The organism is Streptococcus anginosus (assembly GCF_900636475.1).
Classification (GTDB): Bacteria; Bacillota; Bacilli; order Lactobacillales; family Streptococcaceae; genus Streptococcus; species Streptococcus anginosus.
Genome location: NZ_LR134283.1, coordinates 1,103,292 through 1,117,721 on the forward strand (window position 1 = coordinate 1,103,292; position 14,430 = coordinate 1,117,721).

Sequence of the window (14,430 nt, forward strand, 5' to 3'; positions counted from 1 at the left end):
ACTCTGATCTTCTTGTTTATCTTTTATTACGTCGTTAGCCCGCTTAGGCATACGCCAGTACAATCCGCAACTCGCTGCCTAGTCCTAAAAGTAAACAAAAAGACACCATTATTTCAATTTTAGCCTTAGCAACCAGTTTTGACATTTGTGCGGATTTCTCAGCAGTGCCGCTTTCTGTGACAAATGGGATTCAAAACACCTCTAATGTATTTAGTTTAACATGTTTTCTAGAGAAAATCAATAATTTCTCTGCCCAAAAAGTCCGTCTGGTAGGTCATGAAATCCCTTGCCCTCTTGATAGTTGGCAAATTTCCCTAATAGAAACTGATAAGCATCCAAACGGCTCTCATAACGAATCGCAGCTTCTTTAGCGCGTTCATCTTTATCTTCCTCATAAACTTTCTGACTCTCTTGAAGAGCCATTTCGTTGATTGCCACCTGAGTTTTGACCCAAGCTTCAAAATCCTTTAAAAATTCTTGTTCGTACGTCATCATATACCTTCTAATCTACTCCTCGGTAGAAATCTTCTTCAATATCACGGAAAGGCTGAATATCTTGAACATATTCTAGCACCCCTTGAAACTCTCCTGCTTCATCTCGCACTGCCGCATACGTCACATGAACAAATTTTCCCCGCGACTCAGACTTGAACCACATAACAAACTTGTCTCGCTTGCCTTCACGCAATTCCTTAAAAATAAAGCGCACCTTTTCCAAAGACTTAGGCGGGTGGCACAGCTCGACATTGCGCCCCACTTGACTCGGCGTCCGCTTGAAAATCATCTCATCGGCTGGCACACTGTCATTGTAGTACTGGAAAATATCCTCCTTATTGACAAAGGTAATCTCCATCGGCAGATGATTCAAGATTAGATTTGCCTCTTCCACTGACAAATAGCCATGTCCAAACGGCTGTTGGGTCTGTCGATCAAAATTGTTTTCTGCCTTTTTCTTTTTTGGTTTAAAGGAAATGGTGACCTGCCCATCAGGCGTCTCAATGACTTGCTGAATAGTACCGTCTGACACCAACTCGTCACGGGCTGCCGCTTCGCTTCCAGTCTTCTCAGCAGTCTCTTTTTCTGCCTCCGTGAATGATTGACGAGCTGGTACCCACTTTTCAGCCGGCTTGATAATCGCATAGCCATAGGCATCACTTTCTTCTGCAATTTTCAACCAATCGTCCTGTGTGAAAGATTCCAGCAAAATCATAAGCAAGATGGATTCTTCCTTGAAAATCATCGCCTCAAATTCAGCCGCAAAATTTTCAAATGTTGCTCGAGCTGGCTCGATACCTAGGTTAGACAAATCTTCAGCAGCAGTCTTTGCTTCCTGAAAAAGCTCTCGAATCTGGTCGTCCACACCCCACATAACCTTGGGTGGTGAGTCATGACCGTATTTCTCCATAATCGGAAACATCAGCTCTTCCTTGCGCTGATAATGAATGTCAAATTGACCGACCAAGCCCAGCTGGCGCATCAACCCCTTTTCCAACTCTGTCTTCATTTCTGCATCATCTGTTTGAGCATAGGTATCAAGGAGGCGCCGGATCCGCAACAGAGCCGCTCTCAGAGCCAGATTTTCCTGCTTAAAAATTTGAACTGGATGTCCTGGATGATCTGTGTCAGCCACTTCTACATTTTTCACTGCTCCCTTAAAAAGATTCGCATGAACATTGCAAAGCGACATAACATCCTCAAAGGTTACACCCGTATCCGAGTTCATCAGTTCGTGCTCCATAAGACTGATCTCAATAGCCGAAACACCTGTAAAATGCTTGTTAAACTGCTCTTGAACCTCTTCTGCTGTTGCACCATGGTGCAAATCCAGCAAAATGGATTTTAAAATCTCAATTCGTTCATCTGCCATTAGTCTAGCCCCACCACTTCATAGCCATTTGCTTCTAATGTCATGACAATTTTATCCATAGGGGTTCCCTCTAACTTAGAACCTTGCTTTAACGACACCTTGCGACCAACCGTATTGCGCATGATTGGATTGGCAAGCGGCTTAAAGCCGAGCTCCACTAAAATTTCTAACACTTCTGGGTGCTTGTCAATTACTTCTGCCACAGGAATTGATACATCAATGATGTTATCCATTTTTCACCTCATGAACATTTTTCTATTATTATAACACAAAAAGCGGTTGCTTTCTAAGCAAAATCAACACATTCCTTATCTTTGCCTCATTCCATTTTTTGGAATCAATCATCATCTATAACTATTTTTAATATAGTATAAGTAATTGTTATAATAAAATGATTTTGTATTTTTCACAAATAAAATAATTGATAGCCCCTCTTTTTAAAGCAAAATATTTCACAAACAAAAGAAAATTTATTAAATCACGGATTTGAAAACGTTTTTATAATCGTGATATAATAATTTCAAAAACAGGATGAAGGAGATAGTATGTCTATTACAACTTTACTAAACATCAAATATCCAATTTTTCAAGGTGCTATGGCGCAAATTTCTCACTATCAGTTGGCTGCTGCTGTTTCAGAAGCGGGTGGCTTGGGGATTATTGCTTCAGGTGGTATGACTGGCGACCAATTGCGCGAAGAAATTCGTGAATTGCGTAAACTCACAGACAAACCATTCGCTGTTAACGTGATGCTGATGCTGAAAAATGTCGAAGAGCTTGTGAATGTTATCATCGAAGAAAAAGTTCCTGTTGTGACAACTGGTGCTGGCACTCCTAAATTCATTCTGCCCGCTCTCAAAGAAGCAGGTATCAAGGTTATTCCGGTCATTGCCAGCGTGAAACATGCTAAAAAAATGCAAGAATTAGGGGTTGATGCTGTTATCGCTGAAGGATCCGAAGCAGGTGGTCATATCGGTAGTACAAATACTATGGCTTTGCTGCCACAAATTGCTGATGCAGTTGATATTCCCGTAATTGGTGCAGGAGGTATTGCAGACGGTCGTGGACTTGCCGCTGCTTTCGTTTTAGGTGCACAAGGAGCTCAACTCGGTACGGTATTTCTCGCGTCAGAAGAATGCCCAATCGCTGAAAGTTATAAAGAAGCCGTTCTCAAGGCAAATGATACAGATACAGCTGTCACAGGCAGGAGGGCGGGTGCCCCCGTTCGTTGTATCCGAAACGAAATGACAGACCATTATATAGAACTTGAAAATAAAGGTACCAGCCGTGAGGAATTGGAAGAGATTACTATCGGTGCTCTCTCAAAAGCTGTATATGGCGGAGATACCAAAAACGGCTCCATGATGTGCGGTCAAATTGCTGGTATGATAAAAGAAATCCGACCATGCAAAGAAATCATTGAAACAATCGTCTCAGATGCACAAAAAGTATTGGAAAACACAGAGATTTCCTTGTAAAATAGAAAAACTTGTAGAAAACGATCTCTACAAGTTTTTCTATTGCTGAAGGAGTTAAAAATATTTGCGTTTCATTTTAGTTGCTCAACTTCTGTCGTCTATTTGTCATCTGCCTCAAACTAGACTCACTCATGAACAAGTCCATTTACCAAATGCTCTAAAATATCAATAGCATTGCTACAGGATACCTTCTTTGCAATTTTTACATCCTAATTCTTTGAACTTTCGTTGTTAGGAGGTGCCTTGTATATTATTCTAACATACAGTAAAAGTACTTTATATTATTTTCCGTCATTTTCAGCACGTTCTTGCCCCCACCAGTAAGGCATGAGTTCTCCCAAAGTAATCGTTTCTCGTTTTTCAAAATCCAACATAAACTCCAGATGACGATTTTCAGGATTCAACTCCATTAGAAATTCTCTACACGCCCCACAAGGCATACCAGAACCTCCGCCATAAGGCGGTTTATCACGAAAAGCCAATACTCGTTTCATTTTTGTCTGTCCAGAATACTGATACATATTAAAAGCTGCTGCCCTTTCAGCGCAGAGATGAAAAACACCACAGGTTCCTTCAAAGCAAAAGCCGGTATAAATCTTTCCATCCTCTGCTTCAATAGCTGCTACAACATGATTAGCGTACACAAAGGGCGATACCTCATGCGGATCATAGAGCTTCTTGGCTTCTTCATACATTTTTCCCCAAATATCCATTCTAATCCTCTTTCCTTACCAACTTCACTACAGCCTCGGTCCGGGCTGTGTGGGGAAACATATCCACAGATTGAATATAATGAACATCGTAGACCTTGCTCAATTGCACCAAATCTCTAGCTAGAGTAGAGACATTACAGGAGACATAAACCATTTTCTTTGGTGCATAACGAACAATCGTTTCAAGCAGCTTATCATCTAAGCCAGTCCGTGGCGGATCCACAATCAAGGCATCTGCTCGGTAACCTTCCTTGTACCAACGAGGAATAATGCTTTCAGCAGTCCCAGCCTCATAATAAGCATTGTCAAAGCCCATCTTCTTGGCATTTCGCTTAGCATCCTCAATAGCTTCTGGTATAATATCCATGCCACGAAGAGACTTTACTTTTTTAGCAAAAGCAAAGCCAATCGTTCCCACACCACAATAAGCATCAATCAGGCAATCCTTTGAATCGACATCCAGAGCCTTAACTGCTTCACTGTAAAGCACCTCTGTTTGCTCTGGATTGAGCTGGTAAAAAGCCCTAGGCGATAAGGAAAACTCGTAATCCAAAACACCTTCCTGAATGGTTTCTTTCCCCCAGATAATCTCCGTCCTATCTCCATAGATTTCACTTGATTTTGTCGTATGGTAATTGACCGCCACTGTTTCCAACTCTGGAAATTCTGCTGACAAATCACGAATGACTGGAGAAAAGTCCAACTTCTTTCCCGTAACAAAAATCATCTGCACCTGTCCCGTTTTTCGAGCCCTGCGAATCATAACCGTCCGAACGCCGGCATTTTTTCTCTCATCATAAATAGGAAAATTGTACTTCCCCAAAAGGAGGGCCACTTTATTGATAATTCTCTGCGTTACCTTATCTTGAACCAGACAGTTTTTCAAAGAAATCAGATAATGAGAATTCTGCGCATAAAGACCCGCTTTTACATCTCCCTTAAATTTCCGTGTTTGAAACTGCAACTTCGCTCGATAATATTGAGGTTCTTGCATACCAATCGTTGGACGAATCTCGTAGTTTTCATAACCTTGAGGTGCAAATTTTTTCAAAGCCTGCCGCAACAGATCCGTCTTAAACTCCAGTTGCTTATCATAATGCAAGTGCATAATCTGGCAGCCCCCGCATTTTTCATAAATCTCACAAGGAGGCTCTACTCGATACTTAGAGCGTTTGTTAATCGTCAACAGTTTTGCTTCGACAAAATTACGCTTAACCGTCGTGATTTGACAAAAAATATCCTCACCTTTTAAAGCACCTGGTACAAAGACCAATGTCTTTTTATAAAATCCAATCCCTTCCCCGTTGATTCCCATTTTTTTGATTTTCAAGGGGATTTTTTGTTTTACTTTCAGATTCATAAGCCTATCTTACCATATTTTGAGGTATAATAGAATCATGAAAATTACAAAAATTGAAAAGAAAAAGCGGCTTTATCTCTTAGAGCTGGATGAGACGGAAAAACTGTATATCACCGAAGATACCATTGTTCATTTTATGTTATCAAAAGGCATGAACATTACTGAGCAAGAGCTGAAAGAAATCCAAGAATATGCTCAATTTTCTTATGGAAAAAATCTGGCATTGTATCATCTTTCTTTCAAGCAGCGTACTGTAAAGGAAGTCAATGATTATTTGCGCAAGCACGACATGGAAGAGGAAACGATTGTTCACGTTATTGACAACTTAAAAAAAGACAACTGGCTAGATGATGCCAAATATGCTCATGCTGTTATCAATGCTAACCTCTTGTCTGGAGACAAAGGTGCATATGCACTCAAGCAAAAGTTAATACAAAAAGGAATTGCTGCTTCTATCATTGATGATGAATTACATCAACATGATTTTACAAATCTAGCAGAAACAGTTGCTCAAAAATTACTCAAAAAATATCAAGGGAAGCTTCCAGAAAAAGCGCTTCACGATAAAATCTTACAACAGCTCATCAATAAAGGCTTTTCCTATGAAGAAGCAAAAATAGCTTATCAAAGCCTTACCATAGAAAACGATGACGAAAAACAACAAGAATTGCTTTACAAAGAATTAGACAAACAATACCGCAAGTATTCCCAAAAATACGACGGCTATGATTTAAAACAACGCCTCACCCAAGCACTCGCTCGCAAAGGCTACGATTTTTCTGATATTGCTAGCGCTCTCAGAGAATATCTATAAAAAATGTAAGGTTTATTTATGTTTTTTCATGAAAATATGTTACAATAAGAGCGATAACCTGATTAATTGTAGAAAGTTGGTAGAAGATGAAGCTTCCAAAAGAAGGCGACTTTATTACAATTCAAAGTTATAAGCATAATGGAAGTCTGCACCGCACTTGGCGCGACACCATGGTACTAAAAACAACAGAAAACGCCATTATTGGTGTCAACGACCATACCTTGGTCACAGAAAGTGACGGGCGGCGTTGGGTGACACGTGAGCCAGCTATTGTCTATTTTCATAAAAAATATTGGTTTAACATTATCGCTATGATCCGCGAAAATGGGATTTCCTACTATTGCAATCTAGCCAGCCCCTATTATCTTGATGCAGAAGCATTAAAATACATAGATTATGATTTAGATGTCAAAGTCTTCACCAATGGTGAAAAGCGATTGCTGGATGTAGATGAATACGAGCGCCACAAGCGGCAAATGAACTATTCCAATGATTTAGATTACATTCTCAAGGAGAATGTGAAAATCTTAGTAGACTGGATTAATAATGAGCGTGGACCTTTTTCACAAGCCTATGTCAATATTTGGTACAAACGTTATGTAGAGCTAAAGAATCGCTAAAGTTGCCAAGGGACCTCCGGTCCTTTTTGATTTTCAAAGAACAATTTCTTGCAATTCAAACTTATTTTATGTATCATATAGAAAATACTTTGATGAATGAGCACAGAAAGGAAGAAACAATGGCTTTTACAAATACACGTGGACGTTATGCCAGCTTTGGCGTTGTAACAAGTTTGCCAGATGACATTATTGATTCTTTCTGGTACATCATTGATAATTTTTTAAAAGGTGTGTTTGAATTAGATGAACTTCTTCGATTTGAACTCATCAACCATCAAGGAAAATTAACATTTCGATTTTCCGAAGCAAGTCTATCAACTACTGTCTCTTTTGATTTTAATGACGCTTTCGATCCATTTTTTCCACGAGAAATCTTTGTGACTGACAATAATGGTAAAGAAACTATTATGCTGCCAGATGAGTATACCTTGATGTAATGGTATATTAAGTAGAGCATATGTGATGATACAACCACTCCTTAATGTACGAAAACACATAAAAGCCCTCATAGAACCATTCTATTGAGGGCTTTATATTGAGTATTTAAAGTCTGCTTTGATGCTTATTCATCAGTTTCTTCTTTTGATTGATTCAGAAAATCCATTGCTTCCTTGGTCCAAGTCGGCAAACTTTTGGCGAGCGGTGCAAAACCAATCTTGTAACGGTCATTTGAAAAGCGATGGCGTTTAGGCAAATGATGCTTCTCTTCTTCCAGAGTTCTCATTGACAAACTAGCCTTACCTGAAAATTCATCATAGTCCATCACTTGCACCAAGACCTGATCGTCAACATGCAGAATTTCATGGATATTTTCGATATAGCCTGTCCGAATTTCTGAGATATGAATCAATCCCATGGCACCCGTTTCTAGTTCCACAAAAGCACCATAAGGCTGAATACCAGTAATTCGGCCTTTTAGTTTTTCACCAATTTTCATCTCAATCCTCAATCTCAATGGTTTCAATGACAACATCCTCAAGCGGTTTATCCATTGCACCAGTTTCAACTGCCGCAATCTTATCTAACACTTGATAAGAAGCCTCGTCTAGCAATTGCCCAAATACAGTATGCCGGCGATCCAAATGCGGCGTTCCACCATTGCTTGCATAGATCTCAGCAATCGGGGCTGGCCAACCACCTCGTTCCAATTCCTTTTGTGCATAAGGGATCTTGCTATTTTGCACGATGAAAAATTGACTGCCATTTGTATTTGGACCAGCATTAGCCATTGAAAGTGCTCCACGGATATTGTACAATTCTGGTGAAAATTCATCCTCAAACTTTTCACCATAAATGGATTCGCCACCCATGCCCGTACCAGTTGGGTCACCACCTTGAATCATGAAATCCTTGATAATGCGGTGGAAAATCACGCCATCATAGTAGCCATCCTTTGACAAAGCGATAAAATTCGCTACTGTCTTCGGCGCTTGCTCTGGAAATAGTTGAATTTTCAAATCTCCGTGGTTGGTTTTAATAGTCGCTTTCGGACCTTCTGTTTTTTCAATCGTCACTTGCGGAAAATGCAATTCTTTTTCTACCATTCCTAACTCCTCTAAGGCATAAAAAATGCCGTCTTCTTCTACTGTTTTTGTCACAAAGTCAGCCTTTGCTTTGATCTTTTCATGGGAAATCCCCATAGCAACGCTGATACCTGCATAATCAAACAACTCTAAGTCATTGAGTTCATCTCCAAAAACCATCACATTCTCAGGCTTCAACCCTAGATGCTCCACAACTGTCGCAACTCCAGATGCTTTTGAACCATTTGTCAGAACCACGTCTGATGAATGCGGATGCCAGCGAACCAAGCGCAACTGTTCTCCCAAGTCTTTTGGCAATTGCAAACTATCTCCAATATCTTCAAATGTCCACATTTGATAAACGTTGTGATCTTGATAAAAATCCGGCTGAATAGGTAAATTAGGATAAACAATATCAATGGCTTCATCAATAAGCGGTGTTCGCGTCGAAAGCGCTGCCTCATGACTACCAACGAGACCAAAGTCAATCCCAACTTCCTTCGTCCACGCAATGTATGCCTCCACCATTTCCTTGGGAATGACATGCTGGACAACTACATTTCCTTTTTTATCCTCTACATAGGAACCATTTAAAGTGACAAAGAAATCCGGCTGCAATGCTTTCAGCTCTGGAACTACACCAAAAATCCCTCTCCCTGAAGCAATTCCTGTCAAAATTCCTTTTTCTTTTAGCTGTTTAAACACCGTTTTGATAGAGTCCGGAATATAGCCAGTCTCTTTCACTCGCAACGTCTCATCAATATCGAAAAAGACGATTTTGATTTTTTTGGATTTATATTTTAATTTTGCGTCCATAATCTCCCTCTAGGAATTATTCTGCTTTCTATTATACCACTAAATGTCATCTTGTGGGACAAGGTGATGTTGGAAAGCATAAACAACAGCTTGTGTACGATCGCTCACTTCTAGCTTTGATAAGATATTGGACACATGTGTTTTCACTGTCTTTAAAGAAATAAATAATTCATCTGCTATGCGTTGATTTTCATAACCTTTTGCCAGTAGTCCTAAAATATCTCGCTCACGCGCAGTCAAATCTTCGTGCAATTCAATATGATTTCGATGATATTCCACTTTTTGGCTGACCTCTGTTTCAATGGCAAGTTCACCCTTAGCTACTTTTCGGACAGCTCGTAAAATATCATCAGCACTAGATGTTTTCAGCATATATCCTTTAGCACCTGCGTCTAAAACCGGATAAATTTTTTCATTATCCAAATAAGAAGTCAAAATGAGAATTTTAGCTTCAGGCCATTCTTTCAAAATAGCAAGTGTCGCTTCAATCCCACTCATTTCAGGCATAACAATGTCCATCATAATCACATCCGAGCGCAACTCCAAAGCTTTTTCAACTCCTTCGCGACCATTTGAAGCTTCTGCCACTACATCCACATCGTCTTGTAAATCCAAATAACCTTTCAAGCCAAGTCGTACCATTTCATGGTCATCTACTAATAAAATATGCATCCTAAACTCCTTTCAATAAAGGTACACGAATGTCAATCGCTACTCCTTGTTTAGGAGCCGTTAAAATCTGAATCGTTCCTGCCATATCGTTTACTCTTTCTTCTATATTTTTCAAACCATAACTCAATTCATCAGACGAAGTGTGCTCAAAGCCAATCCCATCATCTATCATCTTTAACTGCAATTCGTACGGTGTTTGATATAGATAAACATCTAAATGATTTGCATTGGCATGGCGAAGCGTATTACTGATAATTTCCTGAGCAATTCTAAAAATATGCTCCTCAATCTGTTTCGGTAATTTTTGCACATCATGATGAAAGCTCACCTCAATATCGCTTTTATCTGATAGCTCTTTCAAGATGAGATTCAGCCCTTCAACCAAGCTTTTTCCTTCCAACTCTGTCGGTCTCAAATGTAGAAGCAAGATACGCAAATCACGCTGAGCTGTATTTAAAATTCCTGATACGCCAATCAATTGTTTTGATAATGCATCTGTATCTAAATTCTCCACTTGACCTGTCACACCTGACAAAATCATATTGGCAGCAAAAAGTTCTTGACTGACCGTATCATGTAAGTCACGCGCAATTCTCTTGCGTTCTTTCTCAATAATCGTCTCCTCATTTTGCAGGGCGCGGTTCTCTGACTTTTGCAGATTTTCTGTCAAATGAGTTAATTTCTCTGAAACCAGCCGAAAAGAGATATCAATTTCAGGATGATGAATTTCTTGCAATTCTCGACCTTCTAAAACATTTTTTAGGTTTATCTGAATGGCAGATAAAGTGACCATTTGAATCACTTTAACACCTAAAATCATCAGCATCGTCAGAGATAAAGTCAGTACAATCACAAAGAAACTGAACTTTTCCAACCGCTCTACATTACTAAAAATCAGTTGCCAATCAAAATTAAATAGGCTAAAAATATAATGAATAATGATTCCTAAAATGAGTAGGGAATAAAAGCTAATCAAGAGATAGTAGACTTTTTTCATTTGCGAACCACCTCAACATTTCCTAAAAACGTTGACAGGACAATTTTGACGCTTTTATGTGCTCGCTTGAAGTCTGGTGTCGTTAGGCTGATACTTTCATTTCGCAATTCATAAACAGGTTGATCTAAAAACTGCAATTCACCATATAAATTATTCACTTTCAGGCTGACTGCCACATCAACTGGCACGATGATTTTTGTATTTCCGAAAAATTTTCGCAAAATAATCACATTGTCATGGTTTGTGATAATGACTTGTTCCAAATGAATCGTATCTTTACCCATAAGACGGAAAAGATTGATGTCATCAAATCGACAGGTATCTGATGAGCCAAAATGATGAAGATTTCCCAACCATTGATTTTTTTCACGTTTTTGTTCTACTGCATCATCAAAGATGAGATTCGTCACTCCATTTTCCTTATAAATGTAAGGATAAGCCACAATCATGCCATAAATGACCGCAAAGAGCAAGGCAGCAATAACATAAGGATTGAGCATAATAATGAAAAAGAGCAGTATGGTAGAGGTTACTAGCAGAAAATTTCCTCTTTGTTTTCCAAAATAATAATAGAGCAATAACAAGAAGAGCACCAAAAAAAGAATAACACGTGAAAAATGACCAGACAAAATGGTCACTAATGCAAATGTTAATAGAATAGATTCAACAAAGATAAAAAATTGGATCTTTCTCATAGCCTCGATACCTTTCTTACTCTATTGTATCAAAAACTTACAAAAATTCCTCCGGCTAAGGTATGAAAAGAAGGGAGTGAACTGGAAGAAAATATTTTCAAGTTCTAGTTTGTAGTCCTAGAAGCTAACATTTTTATTTACAATATACTGGATAAACTTGATTGAGCAAAAACAATGCTTATCAATGATGTAAAACGAGTGCAAAAAAAGAGTGAGGGAAAATCGGTTTAACAAAACTACGATTTTATCCTCTCTCTTTTTTAATTACTTGCACTAGCACTTGTGTCTGGTGTTTTTGAGCTGCTTCCATCATTACCACTAGCTGACGAACTGCTAGAGGATGGGCTAGTTTTATCTGAGCTGCTATCAGATTGTGAACTACTTTCAGATGTTGAAGAATCTTCGGTTTTTGGCTCATATACATATAAGACAATGCGATCACTCTTCAAATTCAAAGACTGACCAGCTTCTGGGGTTTGTCTGATAATCGTATTTGCCTGTGTACCCGCTGGAGCTGTTGTAACCGTACGTTTTTCAATATTCGCACCTTGAATACCAATCACTTCCGTCAAATTATTATAAGCAAATTCATAGGTTGAGCCGATATAGCTTGGCATCGTGACACTTGAAACGGACTTCGCTACTTTTAACGTAATACGTGTCTTTGAAGTCAAATCATAAGTGCTGCCTGCTGCTGGTGTTTGATCAACAACTGTTCCTGCCGCATACTCACTACTTTCAACTTCTTCTGTTTTAATTAAGCCTTTTGAAACCTTGTATTTTTGTACCAGATTGTTGATAGCATCTGCTCTTTTCTGACCTTTATAATCTTCCATAATAAAAGTTTTAGTCCCTTTTGAGACAATCAGATCCACCGTACTGCCCTCACGACGTTGCGTTCCCGCTTCTGGATTGGTGCGAATAACTGAATCTTTTTTAACAGAATCACTGTATTCGTCTTTTTCCTTGCCAACTTTCAAACCTGCAGTTTCGATTGCAGAACGTGCTTGGGCAATAGTTTTTCCAGTAACATCTGGGATTTTTACATTTGACGGGCTCAAATAGACTAAAGCCACCAGAGCTGCGATGACTAAAACCACTGCTGATAACAAAACTTTATATCGCGTTCTTAAACGGCGCTTCTTTTTTGCTTTTGGCTTAGGCGTAGGCTTACTACTGACTGCTTCTTTTGTAGGAGTAGGTGTTGACTTCGTCGCAGAAGTCAAGGTATTTTGTGATACTTTCGGCAGTGTCTTTGTGTCTGCTTTAGCAGTGTCATCAAAAACTAGTTTTTTCTCATTTCGACGGTCAGCAGATAAGCAGCTTGATAAATCCACATACATTTCTGCAACTGACTGATAACGATCCGTCAATTTTTTTGCCGTTGCCTTGATGACTACATTTTCCAATGCTTGTGGAACGTTTGGATTTTCAGCAATCACAGAAGGAAGAGGCTTTTGGAAATGCTGTAGGGCAATCGTAACAGCACTATCTCCATCATAAGGGATATGTCCTGTCAGCATTTCATAGAAAATAATCCCCATGGCATAAATATCGCTCTGAACGGTCGCTTTTGAACCACGCGCCTGTTCTGGTGACAAATAATGTACAGACCCCAGCATAGAGTTGGTTTGCGTTAAGCTCGTTTCTGCAAAAGCTACCGCAATTCCAAAGTCAGTGACTTTTGCATCGCCATCTGGAGTTAAAAGGACATTTTGAGGTTTCAAATCACGGTGAACAATCCCGTGCGTGTGTGCCAAACGCATCGCCAAAAGGATTTGTCCCATGATTCGAACCGCTTCTTCATTGGACAAAGGAGCATGCTCTTTGATATAGCGCTTTAAGTCGAGTCCAGCCACATATTCCATTGCTAGATATTGCTGACCTTCTTCTTCTCCAATGTCGGTAATCCGAACAATATGAGGATGATCCAAGTCTGCCATAGCTCGCGCCTCTCTTTGAAAACGCGCCACAGCAATCGGATCCGTCTGATAATTCGTTCTTAGAACTTTAACCGCGACTTCTTCCCCGTCTAAAATCAAATCTTTGGCCAAGTAAACATCTGCCATGCCACCTCGACCAATTTGTTTGATGATTTTATATCGTCCGGCAAATATCTTGCCGACTTGAATCATTCTGCGTCCTCCTTATGATAATGAACCAGGGCAACTGTAATATTGTCCAGACCACCTGCATTATTTGCAAAGCGAATCAAGGTTTCCGCTTTTTCTGAAAGAGCAATATCGCTTGTCATAATATCATAAATTTCACTTTCTGAAATCATATTGGACAAACCATCGCTATTTAAAATAATGTAATCATCATCTTCTAAGCTAATCATGCCAACATCAGGCTGCACTTCGCCTCTTTGACCGATTGATTGCGTGATGATGTTGCGTTGTGGATGACGCTCTGCCTCCTCAGGCGTAATTTGTCCCGCCTTAAGCAATTCATTTACCAGAGAATGGTCGCTCGTCAACTGACGATAACTTTCACCGCGCACTAAACCAATACGAGAATCCCCTACATGGGCATAAATTGCTTGATTACCAATAATCGCTAAGGCTTCAAGCGTCGTTCCCATGCCTTTATATTCTTCATCTTGACCAAATTTATGAACTTTTTGATTTTCTGTTTCGAGATGTTCTGCGAACCACTCACGAACGCCGTTAATGGAATCAATTTGAGTATCCACCCAAGCGGCACCGAGGTCTGTTACTGCCATTTCACTAGCAATATTACCGGCACGGTGACCTCCCATACCATCTGCTAAAAGAACCATTGTCATACCGGCACGATTAACAAATTGATTGGCATAATCTTGATTATTTGTACGCTTCTGACCAACATCTGTTAATAATGAAATTTCCATACT

At 39.6% G+C, this 14,430-nt stretch carries 16 protein-coding genes; 4 read left to right on the forward strand and 12 right to left on the reverse strand.

Going from position 1 to position 14,430, the window contains the following annotated elements; all coding sequences use genetic code 11:
* Positions 1–237: 237 nt before the first annotated feature.
* The 3 genes from EL079_RS05360 to EL079_RS05370 are packed head-to-tail and all read right to left on the reverse strand — an operon-like array spanning position 238 to position 2,100.
* Entirely contained in the window at positions 238–492 is a 255-nt protein-coding gene (locus EL079_RS05360; protein WP_003031233.1) for a DUF1912 family protein, read from the reverse strand.
* A gap of 10 nt (positions 493–502) precedes the next feature.
* Complete coding sequence (locus tag EL079_RS05365; RefSeq protein WP_003031227.1) at positions 503–1,867, reverse strand: DUF438 domain-containing protein; 1,365 nt, start codon at positions 1,865–1,867, stop codon at positions 503–505.
* A complete protein-coding gene (locus EL079_RS05370) occupies positions 1,867–2,100 on the reverse strand; it encodes a DUF1858 domain-containing protein (RefSeq protein WP_018543642.1) in 234 nt (77 codons plus the stop codon). The genes EL079_RS05365 and EL079_RS05370 overlap by 1 nt, the downstream gene beginning before the upstream one ends.
* Before the next feature lie 312 nt (positions 2,101–2,412).
* On the opposite strand from EL079_RS05370, the gene EL079_RS05375 reads away from it, so the two are divergent.
* Positions 2,413–3,345: a nitronate monooxygenase gene (locus EL079_RS05375; protein ID WP_003031455.1), complete on the forward strand. Its 933-nt coding sequence runs from the start codon at positions 2,413–2,415 to the stop codon at positions 3,343–3,345.
* A gap of 281 nt (positions 3,346–3,626) precedes the next feature.
* Here EL079_RS05375 and EL079_RS05380 read toward each other — a convergent pair whose 3' ends face one another.
* Both EL079_RS05380 and rlmD read right to left on the reverse strand, forming a co-directional pair.
* The gene (locus tag EL079_RS05380; RefSeq protein ID WP_003031475.1) at positions 3,627–4,058 is read right to left on the reverse strand and encodes a cytidine deaminase family protein; all 432 of its coding nucleotides are present in this window, start codon (positions 4,056–4,058) and stop codon (positions 3,627–3,629) included.
* Between the two features lies 1 nt (position 4,059).
* A complete protein-coding gene (gene rlmD, locus EL079_RS05385; protein WP_003031473.1) occupies positions 4,060–5,418 on the reverse strand; it encodes a 23S rRNA (uracil(1939)-C(5))-methyltransferase RlmD in 1,359 nt (452 codons plus the stop codon).
* Positions 5,419–5,455: 37 nt separating this feature from the next.
* On the opposite strand from rlmD, the gene recX reads away from it, so the two are divergent.
* From recX to EL079_RS05400, 3 genes are all read left to right on the forward strand, one after another.
* Complete coding sequence (gene recX / locus EL079_RS05390; RefSeq protein ID WP_003031458.1) at positions 5,456–6,232, forward strand: recombination regulator RecX; 777 nt, start codon at positions 5,456–5,458, stop codon at positions 6,230–6,232.
* A gap of 86 nt (positions 6,233–6,318) precedes the next feature.
* The gene (gene ntdP / locus EL079_RS05395) at positions 6,319–6,852 is read left to right on the forward strand and encodes a nucleoside tri-diphosphate phosphatase (RefSeq protein WP_003031472.1); all 534 of its coding nucleotides are present in this window, start codon (positions 6,319–6,321) and stop codon (positions 6,850–6,852) included.
* 119 nt (positions 6,853–6,971) lie between these two features.
* A complete protein-coding gene (locus tag EL079_RS05400) occupies positions 6,972–7,289 on the forward strand; it encodes a DUF960 domain-containing protein (protein WP_003031462.1) in 318 nt (105 codons plus the stop codon).
* 125 nt (positions 7,290–7,414) lie between these two features.
* Here the strand turns inward: EL079_RS05400 and EL079_RS05405 are convergent, their stop codons facing one another.
* The 7 genes from EL079_RS05405 to EL079_RS05435 form a co-directional block, all read right to left on the reverse strand.
* The gene (locus tag EL079_RS05405) at positions 7,415–7,789 is read right to left on the reverse strand and encodes a S1 RNA-binding domain-containing protein (protein WP_018543641.1); all 375 of its coding nucleotides are present in this window, start codon (positions 7,787–7,789) and stop codon (positions 7,415–7,417) included.
* 1 nt (position 7,790) lies between these two features.
* Positions 7,791–9,191, reverse strand: a complete 1,401-nt coding sequence (locus EL079_RS05410; RefSeq protein WP_003031456.1) for a bifunctional Cof-type HAD-IIB family hydrolase/peptidylprolyl isomerase — start codon at positions 9,189–9,191, stop codon at positions 7,791–7,793.
* Positions 9,192–9,230: 39 nt separating this feature from the next.
* Positions 9,231–9,863: a response regulator transcription factor gene (locus EL079_RS05415; RefSeq protein ID WP_003031463.1), complete on the reverse strand. Its 633-nt coding sequence runs from the start codon at positions 9,861–9,863 to the stop codon at positions 9,231–9,233.
* A gap of 1 nt (position 9,864) precedes the next feature.
* Positions 9,865–10,860 carry an envelope stress sensor histidine kinase LiaS gene (locus EL079_RS05420; protein WP_003031470.1) on the reverse strand — a complete coding sequence of 332 codons (996 nt, stop codon included), beginning with the start codon at positions 10,858–10,860 and terminating at the stop codon, positions 9,865–9,867.
* Positions 10,857–11,555 (reverse strand): cell wall-active antibiotics response protein LiaF, encoded by a 699-nt coding sequence (gene liaF / locus EL079_RS05425; protein ID WP_003025810.1) that lies wholly within the window; start codon positions 11,553–11,555, stop codon positions 10,857–10,859. The genes EL079_RS05420 and liaF overlap by 4 nt, the downstream gene beginning before the upstream one ends.
* A 260-nt stretch (positions 11,556–11,815) precedes the next feature.
* Positions 11,816–13,690, reverse strand: a complete 1,875-nt coding sequence (gene pknB, locus EL079_RS05430; protein WP_018543640.1) for a Stk1 family PASTA domain-containing Ser/Thr kinase — start codon at positions 13,688–13,690, stop codon at positions 11,816–11,818.
* Positions 13,687–14,427 carry a Stp1/IreP family PP2C-type Ser/Thr phosphatase gene (locus EL079_RS05435; protein WP_003031460.1) on the reverse strand — a complete coding sequence of 247 codons (741 nt, stop codon included), beginning with the start codon at positions 14,425–14,427 and terminating at the stop codon, positions 13,687–13,689. Before EL079_RS05435 ends, pknB begins: the two co-directional genes overlap by 4 nt.
* Between the last annotated feature and the right edge of the window lie 3 nt (positions 14,428–14,430).

What these genes read in the sequence shown, in the direction of transcription:
- EL079_RS05360 (WP_003031233.1), bottom strand. Translation starts at nt 492, where the DNA reads ATGACGTACGAACAAGAATTTTTAAAGGATTTTGAAGCTTGGGTCAAA.
- liaF (WP_003025810.1), bottom strand. Translation starts at nt 11,555, where the DNA reads ATGAGAAAGATCCAATTTTTTATCTTTGTTGAATCTATTCTATTAACA.
- EL079_RS05370 (WP_018543642.1), bottom strand. Translation starts at nt 2,100, where the DNA reads ATGGATAACATCATTGATGTATCAATTCCTGTGGCAGAAGTAATTGAC.
- rlmD (WP_003031473.1), bottom strand. Translation starts at nt 5,418, where the DNA reads ATGAATCTGAAAGTAAAACAAAAAATCCCCTTGAAAATCAAAAAAATG.
- EL079_RS05410 (WP_003031456.1), bottom strand. Translation starts at nt 9,191, where the DNA reads ATGGACGCAAAATTAAAATATAAATCCAAAAAAATCAAAATCGTCTTT.
- EL079_RS05420 (WP_003031470.1), bottom strand. Translation starts at nt 10,860, where the DNA reads ATGAAAAAAGTCTACTATCTCTTGATTAGCTTTTATTCCCTACTCATT.
- EL079_RS05435 (WP_003031460.1), bottom strand. Translation starts at nt 14,427, where the DNA reads ATGGAAATTTCATTATTAACAGATGTTGGTCAGAAGCGTACAAATAAT.
- recX (WP_003031458.1), top strand. Translation starts at nt 5,456, where the DNA reads ATGAAAATTACAAAAATTGAAAAGAAAAAGCGGCTTTATCTCTTAGAG.
- EL079_RS05415 (WP_003031463.1), bottom strand. Translation starts at nt 9,863, where the DNA reads ATGCATATTTTATTAGTAGATGACCATGAAATGGTACGACTTGGCTTG.
- EL079_RS05380 (WP_003031475.1), bottom strand. Translation starts at nt 4,058, where the DNA reads ATGGATATTTGGGGAAAAATGTATGAAGAAGCCAAGAAGCTCTATGAT.
- EL079_RS05405 (WP_018543641.1), bottom strand. Translation starts at nt 7,789, where the DNA reads ATGAAAATTGGTGAAAAACTAAAAGGCCGAATTACTGGTATTCAGCCT.
- EL079_RS05365 (WP_003031227.1), bottom strand. Translation starts at nt 1,867, where the DNA reads ATGGCAGATGAACGAATTGAGATTTTAAAATCCATTTTGCTGGATTTG.
- EL079_RS05400 (WP_003031462.1), top strand. Translation starts at nt 6,972, where the DNA reads ATGGCTTTTACAAATACACGTGGACGTTATGCCAGCTTTGGCGTTGTA.
- pknB (WP_018543640.1), bottom strand. Translation starts at nt 13,690, where the DNA reads ATGATTCAAGTCGGCAAGATATTTGCCGGACGATATAAAATCATCAAA.
- ntdP (WP_003031472.1), top strand. Translation starts at nt 6,319, where the DNA reads ATGAAGCTTCCAAAAGAAGGCGACTTTATTACAATTCAAAGTTATAAG.
- EL079_RS05375 (WP_003031455.1), top strand. Translation starts at nt 2,413, where the DNA reads ATGTCTATTACAACTTTACTAAACATCAAATATCCAATTTTTCAAGGT.